The organism is Variovorax sp. V35 (genome assembly GCF_041154465.1).
Lineage (GTDB): Bacteria > Pseudomonadota > Gammaproteobacteria > Burkholderiales > Burkholderiaceae_C > Variovorax > Variovorax boronicumulans.
Window position 1 is genome coordinate 2,635,679 of sequence record NZ_AP028666.1, and the last position, 13,416, is coordinate 2,649,094.

Below are 13,416 nucleotides of genomic sequence, written 5' to 3' on the forward strand. Positions count from 1 at the left end.
AAAGGCGGCTCCGTTGTACTTGTAGTGTGTCGGTGGAAAAACGAGAACGCCCGCCGCCCGGGTGAGGGGCAAGGCGGGCGCCTGGGCTTCAGCGAACCTGGATTACAGGGTGTCGATGAAGCTGCGCAGCTTGTCGGAACGCGACGGGTGCTTCAGCTTGCGCAGCGCCTTGGCTTCGATCTGGCGGATGCGTTCGCGGGTCACGTCGAACTGCTTGCCGACTTCTTCCAGCGTGTGGTCGGTGGACATCTCGATGCCGAAGCGCATGCGCAGCACCTTGGCTTCGCGCGGCGTGAGGGAGTCGAGGATGTCCTTGACCACGTCGCGAAGACCCGCTTGCATGGCGGCCTCGATGGGGGCCGTGTTGCTGCTGTCCTCGATGAAGTCGCCCAGGTGCGAATCGTCGTCGTCGCCGATGGGGGTTTCCATCGAGATCGGCTCCTTTGCGATCTTCATGATCTTGCGGATCTTGTCTTCCGGGATCTCCATCTTGGCGGCCAGGATGCCGGCGTCGGGCTCGAAGCCGAACTCCTGCAAGTGCTGGCGCGAGATGCGGTTCATCTTGTTGATCGTCTCGATCATGTGCACCGGGATGCGGATGGTGCGCGCCTGGTCGGCGATCGAGCGGGTGATGGCCTGGCGGATCCACCACGTGGCGTAGGTCGAGAACTTGTAGCCGCGGCGGTATTCGAACTTGTCGACCGCCTTCATCAGGCCGATGTTGCCTTCCTGGATCAGGTCCAGGAACTGCAGGCCGCGGTTGGTGTACTTCTTGGCGATGGAGATCACGAGGCGCAGGTTGGCCTCGATCATTTCCTTCTTGGCATCGCGCGAGGACGATTCGCCCTCGTTCATGCGCTTGTTGATGTCCTTGAGCTCGGTCAGCGGCACCACCACGCGCGACTGGATGTCGGTGAGCTTTTGCTGCAGTTCCTGCACCGGCGGGATGTTGCGCGCGAGCACGGCGCTCCAGGGCTTGCCGGCCGCGGCCTGCTTCTCGACCCACTTGAGGTTCAGCAGGTTGGAGGCGATGCGGTTGCCGTTCTTGTCGAAGCCGCTGAAGTCGCGGATGAACTCGTCCTGCGGGAAGCCGCACTTGTCCACGATGATGCGACGCAGTTCGCGTTCCTTCTTGCGCACGTCGTCCACCTGCGTGCGCACCAGGTCGCACAGCTTCTCGATGGTCTTGGCCGTGAAGCGGATGGTCATCAGCTCGTCGGACACGGCCTGCTGGGCCTTGGTGTACGCGGGCGTGCCGTAGCCTTCCTTCTCGTAGATCTTGTGGATCTTCTCGAACATCTCGGCGATGCGGTCGAAGCGCGAGAGGGCTTCGTTCTTGAGTTCTTCGAGCTTCTTGGTCAGGGCCTTGGAGCCGCCCTTGCCGTCGTCGTCGTCTTCTTCGTCGAATTCGTCGAAGTCTTCTTCGGCCACGTAGTCGTCGGCCTCGTTGGGGTTCGAGAATCCGTCCACGATGGTCGAGATGACGACCTTGCCTTCACGGATCGTCGCGGCCATTTCGAGGATCGCGGCGATGGTGGCGGGGGAGGCCGAAATGGCTTCCATCATGGCCATCAGGCCGCCTTCGATGCGCTTGGCGATTTCGATTTCGCCTTCGCGCGTCAGCAGCTCGACCGTGCCCATTTCGCGCATGTACATGCGAACGGGGTCGGTGGTGCGGCCGAATTCACTGTCCACCGTGGACAGGGCCGCTTCGGCTTCTTCCTCGGCTTCTTCCACCGTGGTGGCGGTGGGCGCGGTGTTGTTCAGCAGCAGGGTCTCGGCGTCGGGCGTCTGCTCGTACACCGCCACGCCCATGTCGTTGAGCATGGTGACCACGACTTCCATGGTCTCGGCGTCGACCAGCTTGTCGGGCAGGTGGTCGGAGATTTCGCCGTGCGTGAGGTAGCCGCGGGTCTTGCCCAGCGTGATCAGGGTCTTCAGGCGCGAGCGGCGCTTGGCCAGGTCTTCTTCGGAGAGCACGGTCTCGTCGAGGCCGAACTCCTTCATCAAGGCGCGTTCCTTCGCCTTGCTGATCTTCATGCGCAGCGGCTTGACCTTCTCTTCGGTGGTCGCGACGGCCGCGGGCTCGTCACCGGCCAGGTCTTCCTCGATGTCCGACAGGTCGATGTCGCTCTCGCCGGCTTCCTTGGCGGCCTTGGGCTTGCGCCCGCGCTTGGCGCCGGTGGCGGGCGCTGCGGCAGCGCCGGCGGCCTTGGGCGGACGGCCAACTTTCTTGGCGGCGGGGGCAGCCGTGGCAGTGGCCGCGGCTTTTTTTGGATCGTCGAGAGAGGTCGATTTCGTGGGCACGGTTTTCACTTTCGTTGCGGCTGCCGTTTTGGACGCGGCGGCAGCCGTCTTGGTTGCCGGTTTGGCACCGGCTTTCAGCGGTTTCTCTGCTGCGGGCTTGGTGGCGACGCTTTTGGCGCTTTTGGCAAGTGAAGGAGCAGGCTTCTTTGAACTGGGCATACGACCTCGTTACGACAAGAAAAGACAAGCGGGATCACAGGCGCGCTGCCACGCGGACAGCACCACCATGCCCGTGCACAGGCACGGACAAAACAATTGGGAAACGAGGAATTAATTCCTCACCAGGCAAGATGTCGGGCGAACATTTGGTGTGCAGTCCTTGCGGTTATTGACCCTTTCCGCCGGAATTTACCGTTGGAGTGCGTTGCGCTAGGGGTCGGCCCGGAGGTGCTGCTGTCGCTCTTGCCTAATTTCGCCAGTTGCGAAGCCCTACATTATAGCCTGTTGCGCAAATTTCAAGCAGTATCTGTCCCCGATGCGCGAATGCGGTCTCGCAATTCGAGCCGGCGCGCTTCCAATGCCTTGTAGCGTTCCAGGGCTTTCGGGTCTTTTCCAACCGAAGCGATGGCCTCGCTCTGCTGGGCCTTGAGCCGGTCGTCGAGCATGAAGTCGAGCACGCTCCCCAGCTCCTTGGCGGCCTCGGCCAGGTGTTGTTCTTCCTCGCCCTCGGGCACCGGCCCGGCCTCGGAAACGCTCATGAGGCGCTCGGCCAGCGGCGCGAAATCGAGCCCGCGCAGGCCTTCGCGCAACGCCGCCCAGGGCTGTACGCCATGCTCGTGCAGCTGGCTGTCCAGCCAGGTGAAGAGGGCGCCGTGTTCGCCCGGCAGGTCGCACAGCATCACGTGCAACTCGTGCGACAGCGCCTCCCACTGCGCCATGTTCGACAGCACCAGCCGCACCGCCACGTCGGGCCGGCTCGGCGGCTTGCCGCGCCCGCGCAGCGGCTCGATGGGCTCCTCGAACTTGCCACCCCAGCGCTTGCCCTTGGTGAACTTGCGCGGCTGGAACTTGGGCTTGCTCTCGTTTTCGTAGCGCGGGGGCTCGTAGTCCGGCGTTGGCGGCAGGTCCGGGTAGTAGTCACCGGAGTCGTTGCCGTAGTTGTCGGGCTCGCTGTGGCGCTGCGGCGCCTGGGACGGCGCACCGGCGCCCTTGCGCGGGCCGGGCGCGGCGGTGGCCCACAGGTCGGACAGCGCCGCGGCGTCGAGCTGGACCAGCGTGGCGATCTCGCTGAGCAGCTGTCGCTTGAGCGCGCCGTCGGGCATCGCGCTCCAGAGCGGGCGCACGTTGCTGGTCATGTGGGCGCGGCCTTCGGCGGAGCTCAGGTCGCAGCCTTCGCGGGCGGCCTCGAGCATGAAGCGCGACAGCGGCGTGGCCTCCGCCACGAAGCCCGCGAAGGCCTCGGCGCCGTGCGCGCGGATGTAGCTGTCGGGGTCGTGCTCGGCCGGCAGGAACAGGAACTTGATGCTGCGCGTGTCGGTGGCGTAGGGCAGGGCGCCGTCGAGCGCCTTGCGCGCGGCGCGGCGGCCGGCGGCGTCGCCGTCGAAGCTGAACACCACCGATTCGGTGAAGCGGAAGAGCTTCTGCACATGCTCGGTGGTGCAGGCCGTGCCCAGCGTGGCCACCGCGTTCGGAAAACCGAGCTGGGCCAGCGCCACCACGTCCATGTAGCCCTCGGTGACGAGCGCGTAGCCGCGGTCGCGGAAGGCGGCGCGCGCCTCGTACAGGCCGTAGAGCTCGCGGCCCTTGCTGAAGACGGGCGTCTCGGGCGAGTTCAGGTACTTGGGCTTTTCGTCGCCGAGCACGCGCCCGCCGAAGCCGATGCACTCGCCCTTGACGTTGCGGATCGGGAACATCACGCGGTCGCGGAAGCGGTCATAGCGCTTGGCTTCCTCGTCGCTGAGCTTGCCTTCCTCGTTGTTGACGATCACCAGCCCGCTCTCGGCGAGCAGCGGATCGTCGTAGTCGGGGAACACGCTGGCCAGCGCGCGCCAGCCAGCCGGCGCATAACCGATGCCGAACTGCTTGGCGATCTCGCCCGACACGCCGCGGCCCTTGAGGTAGTCGATGGCGCCGGGCGCCTGGCGCAGCGCCTTGCGGTAGGCGTCGCCGGCCTTTTCGAGCACGTCGGTCAGCGTGGCCTGCTTCTGGCGCTGGCTGGCGGCGCGGGCGCGCTCGGCCGGCGAGACGTCGTCCTCGGGCACCTGCAGGCCGTACTGGCCGGCCAGGTCGTGCACGGCCTCGACGAAGCCCATGCCCGCATGCTCCATGAGGAAGCCGATGGCGTTGCCGTGCACGCCGCAACCGAAGCAGTGATAGAACTGCTTGGTCGGGCTGACCGAGAACGAGGGCGACTTCTCGCCGTGGAAGGGGCACAGCCCCATGAAATTGGCGCCGGCCTTCTTGAGCTGGACGTAGCGGCCGACGATTTCGACCACATCGGCGCGCGCGATGAGTTCCTGGATGAATGAAGCGGGGATGGTCATGGCTGCGGGGAGCGGCAAATCATACGCAAGCGCACGGGCGGCATACTGAACCCCGCCGCAAATCCACATCACGCATGAAGACGCCACTGCCTTTGCAACACGCCGCGCCGCTGCTGCGCCATCCGCTGCGCTTCGTCTGGGGCGCGCTCAAGGACTTTCGCGCCAACCAGGGCCTGCTGCTGGCGGGGGCGGTGGCGTACTACGCGCTGCTGTCCATCGTGCCGCTGCTGATCGTGAGCGTGATGGCGCTGTCGCACGTGATCGACCAGGGCGAGCTGCTGCGCACCATCGGGCGCTACCTCGAATGGCTGCTGCCGGGGCAGTCGAAAGCGATCGTGGCGGAGCTGTCGAGCTTCCTGGACCACCGCTCGGTGCTCGGGCCGGTGCTGCTGGTGACGATGATCTTCTTCAGCTCGCTGGCGTTCAGCGTGCTCGAGAGCGCGATGGCGGTGATCTTTCACCACCGCAAGGACGACCACAAGCGCCACTTCCTCGTGTCGGTGGCGATGCCGTACCTCTACATCCTGAGCCTGTGCGCGGGGCTGCTGCTGGTCACGCTGGTGTCGGGGGCGCTGCAGCTGGTGGGACAGGAAAGCGTCGACCTGCTGGGGCGCAGCTGGTCGCTGTCGGGCATTTCGGGCCTGCTGCTGTACCTGCTGGGGCTGGGCGGCGAGATCTTCATGCTGACCTCGCTCTACCTCGTGATGCCGGCGGGGCGCATGTCGCTGCGGCATGCGCTACTCGGCGGCGTGACCGCAGCGCTCTTGTGGGAGGCCACGCGGCGCGTGCTGATCTGGTATTTCTCGACGCTGTCGCAGGTGAACATCGTCTACGGCTCGCTCACCACGGCGATCGTGGTGCTGCTGAGCCTGGAAATCGCCGCCATGCTGGTGCTGCTCGGGGCCCAGGTGATCGCGAATTACGAACGCCTGGACCGCACCGGCAGCACGAAGCCACCGGCGTCCGAGATCAGCGAGGGGCCAATCGAATCGCTCCGTCCAGACGAATCACCTCGCCGTTGAGCATGTCGTTCTCGATGATGTGCTTGGCCAGCTTGGCGTAGTCCTCGGGCGTGCCCAGGCGCGAGGGGAAGGGCACGCTGGCGGCCAGTGCGTCCTGCACTTCCTGCGGCATGCCGAACAGCATGGGCGTGCCGAAGATGCCGGGGGCGATGGTCATGTTGCGGATGCCGCTGCGCGCGAGGTCGCGGGCGATGGGCAGGGTCATGCCGACCACGCCGCCCTTCGAGGCGCTGTAGGCGGCCTGGCCGATCTGGCCGTCGTAGGCCGCGACCGAGGCGGTCGAGATCAGCACGCCGCGTTCGCCGGTGGCTTCGGGCTCGTTCTTGCCCATGGCGTCGGCCGCCAGGCGGATCATGTTGAAGCTGCCGATCAGGTTGACCGTGACGGTCTTGCTGAACACGGCCAGTGCGTGCGGGCCGTTCTTGCCCACGGTCTTTTCGGCCGGTGCGATGCCGGCGCAGTTCACGAGGCCGACCAGCTTGCCCAGCTTGAGCGCGGCGGCCACCGCGGCCTGGCCGTCGGCTTCCTGGCTCACGTCGCACTTGACGAACACGCCACCGATTTCGCGGGCGACGGCTTCGCCCTTGTCAGCCTGCATGTCGGCGATCACCACCTTGGCGCCGTTGGCGGCCAGCATGCGCGCCGTGCCTTCGCCGAGGCCCGAAGCGCCACCGGTCACGATAAAAACTTTGCCGTCGATCTGCATTGAGAGTCTCCTGAAATGAGACCCGCATTATCGAAGACGGCCGCCGGACGAAAAAAAAGGCCTCGTCGTGAGACGAGGCCCTGAATTGGATCCGTGAGGACCCAAGGAGACAACTGGTGGTGGTCGGTGCTTAGCGCTTGCGCGAAGCGGTGGCCGTCTTGGCAGCGGCGACGGCTTGGGTCGACACGGCGTTGAAGTTGGCTTCGGCGACGTCCGACGCTTGCTTGACGGCCTTCTGGACCGATTCGAAAGCGTTGTTGGCGGCGGCCACGGCGCTCTTGAGCACGGCGACGGCGGTTTCCGAACCGGCGGGGGCGTTCTTGGAAGCGCTGTCGACGAGGCCGACGAAGGCTTGCTGGGCTTCAGCGGCCTTGGCTTCGAAAGCCTTCGAGAATTCGGCGCTCGTGCCTTGGGCGATGTCGTACAGGTGACGGCTGTAGGCAGCGGTCTTTTCAGCCAGGGGCTGGAACAGGCTGGCTTGCAGCGTCAGCAGCTCTTGGGCGTCCTTGACGCTCAGGGCAGCCTGGGCGGTGCTCTGGGCTTCGGTCAGGGCGGCCTTGGAAGCGGTCACGTTCAGTTCGACCAGCTTTTCGACGCCTTCGAAGGCCTTGGTGGTCAGGCCGAACAGGGTTTCGAGGTTTGCTTTTTGAGCGGCGAGGATTTGGTCAGCGGTCAGGGCCATTTGAGATCTCCAGAAAGGATGATGGGGTGGTCGATTCACGTTGCGCTGCGCCTCGTCGTTCATGTTGCGGTGCAGCATGGCCTGAAGTATAGGCAGCTGAACGCAGCGATCAAGTGGTTTTTGCTGCTCTGCAGCAATTTAGAAGCGGCCTTCTAAATCCGGCCTGCGCGGCCAGAATGCGGCCATGCGTGCTTTCTATTCCGGGCAGTTCGTCCTGCCCCTGCCGCCGGGCCACCGCTTTCCCATGTCGCGCTACGCGATGCTGCGCGATCGCCTGCAGGAGCAGCTGCCGGCCGTCGAGATGGACCCGGCCCCGCGCGCCACCGATGACGAGTTGGCGCTGGCCCACACCCCCGAATGGATCGCCGCCGTCAGCGAAGGCCGCGTGAGCCCGCAGGCCATGCGCGAGATCGGCTTTCCGTGGAGCGAGGCGATGGTCGAGCGCTCGCGCCGCTCCACCGGCGCCACCATCGCCGCCTGCCGGGCCGCCTTCGCGGGCGGCGTGTCGGCCAACATGGCGGGCGGCACGCACCACGCCTACGCCGACAAGGGCAGCGGTTTCTGCGTCTTCAACGACGCGGCGGTGGCGGCCCGGCTGATGCAGGTCGAGCAGGCCCGTGCCGGGCGGCTGCTCAGGGTGGCCATGATCGACCTCGACGTGCACCAGGGCAACGGCACCGCCCGCATCTTCCAGGGCGACCCGAGCGTGTTCACGCTGTCGGTGCACGGCCAGAAGAACTTCCCGTTCCGCAAGGAGGCGAGCGACCTCGACGTGGAGCTGCCCGACGGCTGCGGCGACACCGACTACCTGGCGGCGCTGGAGCACGCGCTCGACGAGCTCGACCGCCGCTTCTCGCCCGGCCTCGTGATCTACCTGGCCGGCGCCGACCCCTTCGAGCGCGACCGGCTGGGCCGCCTCAAGCTGAGCTTCGACGGGCTGGAGGCGCGCGACCGCCGCGTGTTCGACTGGACCTGGCAGCGCCGCATCCCGACGGCCTTCGCGATGGCCGGCGGCTACGCCAGCGACATCGCCGAGACGGTGCAGGTGCAGCTGGGCACCTTCCGGGTGGCGCTCGATTACTGGCGCCGCTGGCAAAATGCCGCGCGATGAGCGCCCCGCCCCCCACCCCCAAGCCCACGCCCCACACCCGCAGCGCCTACCGCGCGTTTCGCAGCATCCCGACGCGCTGGGCCGACAACGACATGTACGGCCACGTCAACAACGTCGTCTACTACAGCTGGTTCGACACCGCGGTGAACGCGCTGCTCATCGAGCGCGGCGCGCTCGATATCCACGGCGGCCAGACCATCGGCTTCGTGGTCGAGACGCAGTGCAACTACTTCGCGCCGGTTGCCTTTCCGCAGACGGTGGAGGCGGGCATCCGCGTGGCGCAGGCGGGCCGCTCGAGCGTGCGCTACGAGATCGCGCTGTTCGCCGAGGGCGCCGACACCGCCGCGGCGCAGGGGCACTTCGTGCATGTGTACGTCGACCGCGGGACGCAGCGGCCGGTGCAGTTGCCCGAGGCGCTGCAGCAAGTGGTCGATTCGCTGCGCGCCTGAGCGCCCATGAAAAACGGCGCCCGCAGGCGCCGTCCGTGAGTGGGGGCGCAGCCCCGCTTACATCGTCTTCTTCATGGCCTTGATGTCGGCCTTGCCCTGAGCTTCATCAGCCTTGGCCTGCTTCACGCAAGCGTCCTTGGCTGCGCCATTCTGGTCGTCGCACTTTTCCTTCGCGACTTCATAGGCCGCCTTCACCTTTTCTTCGGCCACCTTGCGGGCATGGCTGTCGCTCGGCTGGTACTGCTGCTCCAGCTCGGCCTTGGCCACTTCTTCCTTGCCCTTGGCTTCCTTCTGGCAGACGTCCTTGGCGTTGTCCTTCATCGTGTCGCACTGAGCCTTGGCGACCTTGTAGTCGGCCTCGACCTTTTCCTTGGCGACCTTGTACTCGTCCTTGGTCATCGCCCCGGCCTGGCCGGCGACGAAGAAGGTGGAGGCGAGGGCGAGCATGACGAGGTGTTGTTTTTTCATGGTGTGTGTCCTTTGCGGTGGGTGGCAGGGCCGGATGGCCGGTGTCTTTCTCAGTTCTTCTCGAACCAGAGCGCGTCCGGCGAGCGGCCGTCGCGAGATTCCCAGTCCTTGACCTGCTTCTCGGCTTCGTCGCGGCTGATGCCGTGGCGTTCCTGGATGCGGCCCAGCAGCTGGTCGCGCTTGCCGGCGATGACGTCGAAGTCGTCGTCGGTCAGCTTGCCCCACTGCTCCTTGATCTTGCCCTTGAGCTGCTTCCAGTTGCCTTCGATGGTGTCCTTGTTCATGCGAATCTCCTTGAGAAAGAGTGATGACCCGGCGGAACATGCCGCCGCCGTGAAATCAATGTCGCGTGAGTGATTCCCCCTGCCGGTAGGACGTGCAGGCCGGCACTCGTAGGCACAGGCCGACGCAGGCCGTGATAATGGAACGGACGCCGACGACAGAGACCCGAGACACCGCGCACCGCACCATGATCATTCACAGCCTGCTCGACACCGACCTCTACAAGTTCACGATGATGCAGGTGGTCCTGCACCACTTTCCGGGGGCGCGGGTCGAGTACCGCTTCAAGTGCCGCAACCCGGGCGTCAACCTCGCGCAGTTCGCGGGACAGATCCGCGACGAGATCCGCAGCCTGTGCTCGCTGCAGTTCCGCGACGCCGAGCTCGCCTACCTGCGCTCGATGCGCTTCATCAAGAGCGACTTCGTCGACTTCCTGGGCCTGTTCCGGCTCAACGAGAAGTACATCAACGTCATCCCCCAGCCCTCGGGCGAGCTCGAGATCCGCATCAAGGGGCCGTGGCTGCACACCATCCTGTTCGAGATCCCGGTGCTGGCCATCGTGAACGAGGTCTACTTTCGCAACACGCAGAAGAACCCCGACTTCGAGGAAGGCCGCCGCCGTCTCGACCTCAAGATCAGCCAGCTGCAGGAAGCCGGCTTGGGCGACCTCAAGATCGCCGACTACGGCACGCGCCGCCGCTTCTCGAAGGACTGGCACGAGGAAGTGCTGCGCACCCTGACCCAGCGGCTCGGCGCCGTGGCCTCGCCGCCGGCCAAGTCGCCCGCGGGCGAGCGGCTGCCGCAACTGGCGGGCACCAGCAACGTGCTGTATGCCATGAAGCTGGGGCTCATCCCGCTGGGCACCATGGCGCACGAGTACCTGCAGGCCTGCCAGGCGCTGGGTCCGCGGCTGCGCGACAGCCAGATCTTCGGCTTCGAGAGCTGGGCCCGCGAGTACCGTGGCGACCTGGGCATCGCGCTGTCCGACGTGTACGGCATGAGCGCCTTCCTGCGCGACTTCGACCTCTACTTCTGCAAGCTCTTCGACGGCGCCCGCCACGACAGCGGTGACCCGTTCCAGTGGGGCGAGCGCATGCTGGCGCACTACCACGCGAACCGGGTCGATCCGCTCACCAAGACGCTGATCTTCAGCGACGGCCTCACGGTGCCGCGCACCATCGAGCTGTACCAGCAGTTCCGCGGGCGCTGCCTGCTGGCCTTCGGCATCGGTACCAACCTCACCAACGACCTGGGCTACGAGCCGCTGCAGATCGTCATCAAGATGATCCAGTGCAACGACCAGCCGGTGGCCAAGCTGTCGGACACGCCGTCCAAGAACATGTGCGAGGACGAGAAATACCTGGCCTACCTGCGCCAGGTGTTCGAGATCGAACAACCCCCCGTTTGAAGGCTGTACTGACCTGTCTGGTACGGTACAGCCCCCATGAAGAAAACGATCCGACTGACGGCAGCCGCGGCGCTGCCGATGCTCTTTCCCGCCCTGGCCTTCGCCGCCGATTTCGACGGTGCCGCGCTCTCGCCGCTGTGGGGCGTGCCGTTCGCCGGCATCCTGCTGTCCATCGCGCTGCTGCCGCTGGCCACGCCCGCGTTCTGGCACCACCACTACGGCAAGATTTCCGCCGCCTGGGCGCTGGCCTTCCTGCTGCCCTTTGCCGCGACCTACGGCGCGGGGCTGGCGGGCGTGCAGCTCGTGCATGCGCTGGTGGCCGAGTACATCCCGTTCATCATCCTGCTCACGGCGCTGTTCACCGTGGCGGGGGGCATCCACATCCGCGGCAACCTGCACGGCACGCCGGGGCTCAACACGGCGATCCTGGCCATCGGCGCGGTGCTCGCGAGCTTCATGGGAACCACGGGCGCCTCGATGCTGCTGATCCGGCCGCTGATCCGGGCCAACGACAACCGGCAGCGCAAGGTGCACGTGATCGTGTTCTTCATCTTCATCGTGTCGAACGCGGGCGGCTCGCTCACGCCGCTGGGCGATCCGCCGCTGTTCCTCGGCTTCCTCAAGGGCGTGGGCTTCTTCTGGACCGCGCAGCACATCCTGCCCGAGACGATCTTCATCCTGGCCGTGCTGCTGGCGCTGTTCTATGCCATCGACCGCCACTTCTACCGCAAGGACGGCGTGCTGCCCGTCGACCCGACGCCCGACACCCCGCGCCTGGGCTTCGACGGTGCGGCCAACTTCTGGCTCTTGGGCGGCATCGTCGCGCTGGTGCTGCTGAGCGGCTTCTGGAAATCGCCTGTGGTGTTCGACGTGTTCGGCACCGAGGTCGGCCTGCCGGGCCTGGTGCGCGACGTGGGGCTGGCGCTGATCGCCATCGTCTCGTACAAGCTCACGGCGCCCAAGGTGCACGCCGACAACCAGTTCGAGTGGGGCCCGATGGCCGAGGTGGCCAAGCTCTTCGCCGGCATCTTCCTGACCATCATCCCGGTGATCGCCATGCTCAAGGCCGGCACACAGGGCCCGTTCGGCGCCATCGTGGCGGCCGTGACGCGCGCCGACGGTCAGCCCGACCCGGCCATGTACTTCTGGGCCACCGGCATCCTGAGCTCGTTCCTGGACAACGCGCCGACCTACCTCGTGTTCTTCAACACGGCGGGCGGCGACCCGGTGGCGCTCATGACCACCTATGCCAGCACGCTGGCCGCCATCTCGGCCGGCGCCGTGTTCATGGGCGCCAACACCTACATCGGCAACGCGCCGAACCTGATGGTCAAGGCCATCGCCGAAAGCCGCGGCGTGCGCATGCCCAGCTTCTTCGGCTACATGGCGTGGTCGGGGGCGATCCTGGTCCCGCTGTTCGTCCTGTGCACCTTCATCTTCTTCCGTTGATCCTTCCAGCCCTTCAAAGAAAGAGACACGTTCCATGAGCAGCAGCAAGCCCAAGATCCTGGTCGCGCGCGCGGTGTTCCCCGAGACCCTCGCGCGTCTCGCGCAGCATTTCGAGGTCGAGTCGAACCAGGCCGACGAGACCTGGAGCAAGGACCAGCTGATCGCGAAACTGCAGGGCAAGCAGGGCGCCTTCACCACCGGCAGCGAGCGCATCGACGCCGCGGTGCTCGACGCCTGCCCCGAGCTGAAGATCTGCGCCAACATGGCCGTGGGCTACAACAACTTCGACGTCGACGCCATGGCCGCACGCGGCGTGCTGGGCACCAATGCGCCCGACGTGCTGACCGAAACCACGGCCGACTTCGGCTTCGCGCTGCTCATGGCCACCGCGCGCCGCATCACCGAGAGCGAACACTTCCTGCGCGCGGGCAAGTGGGAAAAGTGGAGCTACGACATGTTCGCCGGCTCCGACATCCACGGCTCGACGCTGGGCATCATCGGCATGGGCCGTATCGGGCAGGGCATTGCCAGGCGCGGCGCGCACGGCTTCGGCATGAACGTGATCTATCACAACCGCTCGCGCCTCGATGCCGCGCTCGAAGCCGAATGCAAGGCCCGCTACGTCGGCAAGGAAGAGCTGCTCAAGACCGCCGACCACGTCGTGCTGGTCGTGCCGTACTCGCCGGCCTCGCACCACACCATCGGCGCGGCCGAGATCGCGCTCATGAAGCCGACCGCCACGCTGGTCAACATCGCGCGCGGCGGCATCGTCGACGACGCGGCGCTGGCCGTGGCGCTGCGCGAGAAGCGCATCGCCGCCGCCGGCCTCGACGTGTTCGAGGGTGAGCCCAAGGTCCACCCCGACCTGCTCACCGTGCCCAACGTGGTGCTCACGCCACACATCGCCAGCGCCACCGTGCCCACGCGCCGCGCCATGGCCGACCTGGCGGCCGACAACCTCATCGCCTGGGGCACCGGCAAGGGGCCCTTGACCCCTGTCACGCCGGTGCCGGCGGCCACGAAGTAACCTGAAACCTGACCGCGAGCGC

Annotated in this window: 13 protein-coding genes; 7 read left to right on the forward strand and 6 right to left on the reverse strand. The window is 66.2% G+C overall.

The window, feature by feature from the left end; genetic code table 11:
- Window positions 1–102 precede the first annotated feature (102 nt).
- Complete coding sequence (rpoD, locus tag ACAM42_RS12135; RefSeq protein ID WP_254668039.1) at window positions 103–2,307, reverse strand: RNA polymerase sigma factor RpoD; 2,205 nt, start codon at window positions 2,305–2,307, stop codon at window positions 103–105.
- On the opposite strand from rpoD, the gene ACAM42_RS12140 reads away from it, so the two are divergent.
- On the forward strand, window positions 2,300–2,581 hold the full coding sequence (locus tag ACAM42_RS12140) for a hypothetical protein (RefSeq protein WP_369632159.1): 282 nt from the start codon (window positions 2,300–2,302) through the stop codon (window positions 2,579–2,581). The genes rpoD and ACAM42_RS12140 overlap by 8 nt on opposite strands.
- Before the next feature lie 181 nt (window positions 2,582–2,762).
- Here ACAM42_RS12140 and dnaG read toward each other — a convergent pair whose 3' ends face one another.
- Window positions 2,763–4,790, reverse strand: coding sequence for a DNA primase (gene dnaG / locus ACAM42_RS12145; RefSeq protein ID WP_369632160.1), 2,028 nt, complete (start codon window positions 4,788–4,790; stop codon window positions 2,763–2,765).
- 74 nt (window positions 4,791–4,864) lie between these two features.
- Here dnaG and ACAM42_RS12150 point away from each other — a divergent pair, with 74 nt between their 5' ends.
- Window positions 4,865–5,812, forward strand: a complete 948-nt coding sequence (locus tag ACAM42_RS12150) for a YihY/virulence factor BrkB family protein (RefSeq protein ID WP_369632161.1) — start codon at window positions 4,865–4,867, stop codon at window positions 5,810–5,812.
- On the opposite strand, the gene ACAM42_RS12155 is transcribed toward ACAM42_RS12150, so the two are convergent.
- Both ACAM42_RS12155 and ACAM42_RS12160 read right to left on the reverse strand, forming a co-directional pair.
- Window positions 5,760–6,518 (reverse strand): 3-hydroxyacyl-CoA dehydrogenase, encoded by a 759-nt coding sequence (locus ACAM42_RS12155; RefSeq protein WP_056590186.1) that lies wholly within the window; start codon window positions 6,516–6,518, stop codon window positions 5,760–5,762. The genes ACAM42_RS12150 and ACAM42_RS12155 overlap by 53 nt on opposite strands.
- A 130-nt stretch (window positions 6,519–6,648) precedes the next feature.
- Window positions 6,649–7,200 (reverse strand): phasin family protein, encoded by a 552-nt coding sequence (locus ACAM42_RS12160; protein WP_062470565.1) that lies wholly within the window; start codon window positions 7,198–7,200, stop codon window positions 6,649–6,651.
- A gap of 184 nt (window positions 7,201–7,384) precedes the next feature.
- On the opposite strand from ACAM42_RS12160, the gene ACAM42_RS12165 reads away from it, so the two are divergent.
- Both ACAM42_RS12165 and ACAM42_RS12170 read left to right on the forward strand, forming a co-directional pair.
- Window positions 7,385–8,311, forward strand: a complete 927-nt coding sequence (locus ACAM42_RS12165; protein ID WP_369632162.1) for a histone deacetylase — start codon at window positions 7,385–7,387, stop codon at window positions 8,309–8,311.
- Entirely contained in the window at window positions 8,308–8,760 is a 453-nt protein-coding gene (locus tag ACAM42_RS12170) for an acyl-CoA thioesterase (RefSeq protein ID WP_369632163.1), read from the forward strand. Before ACAM42_RS12165 ends, ACAM42_RS12170 begins: the two co-directional genes overlap by 4 nt.
- 57 nt (window positions 8,761–8,817) lie before the next feature.
- Here ACAM42_RS12170 and ACAM42_RS12175 read toward each other — a convergent pair whose 3' ends face one another.
- The gene (locus ACAM42_RS12175) at window positions 8,818–9,228 is read right to left on the reverse strand and encodes a hypothetical protein (protein WP_095950978.1); all 411 of its coding nucleotides are present in this window, start codon (window positions 9,226–9,228) and stop codon (window positions 8,818–8,820) included.
- A gap of 50 nt (window positions 9,229–9,278) precedes the next feature.
- Window positions 9,279–9,512 (reverse strand): CsbD family protein, encoded by a 234-nt coding sequence (locus ACAM42_RS12180; protein WP_095950977.1) that lies wholly within the window; start codon window positions 9,510–9,512, stop codon window positions 9,279–9,281.
- A 185-nt stretch (window positions 9,513–9,697) separates the two neighbouring features.
- Between ACAM42_RS12180 and pncB the strand changes: the two genes are divergently transcribed.
- Genes pncB through ACAM42_RS12195 form a run of 3 tightly spaced genes read left to right on the forward strand, consistent with a single transcriptional unit; the run spans window position 9,698 to window position 13,394 of the window.
- A complete protein-coding gene (pncB, locus tag ACAM42_RS12185; RefSeq protein ID WP_070059637.1) occupies window positions 9,698–10,918 on the forward strand; it encodes a nicotinate phosphoribosyltransferase in 1,221 nt (406 codons plus the stop codon).
- Between the two features lie 36 nt (window positions 10,919–10,954).
- Window positions 10,955–12,367, forward strand: a complete 1,413-nt coding sequence (locus ACAM42_RS12190) for a sodium:proton antiporter (protein WP_369632164.1) — start codon at window positions 10,955–10,957, stop codon at window positions 12,365–12,367.
- 34 nt (window positions 12,368–12,401) lie between these two features.
- Window positions 12,402–13,394: a 2-hydroxyacid dehydrogenase gene (locus ACAM42_RS12195; protein WP_369632165.1), complete on the forward strand. Its 993-nt coding sequence runs from the start codon at window positions 12,402–12,404 to the stop codon at window positions 13,392–13,394.
- Window positions 13,395–13,416: the final 22 nt, after the last annotated feature.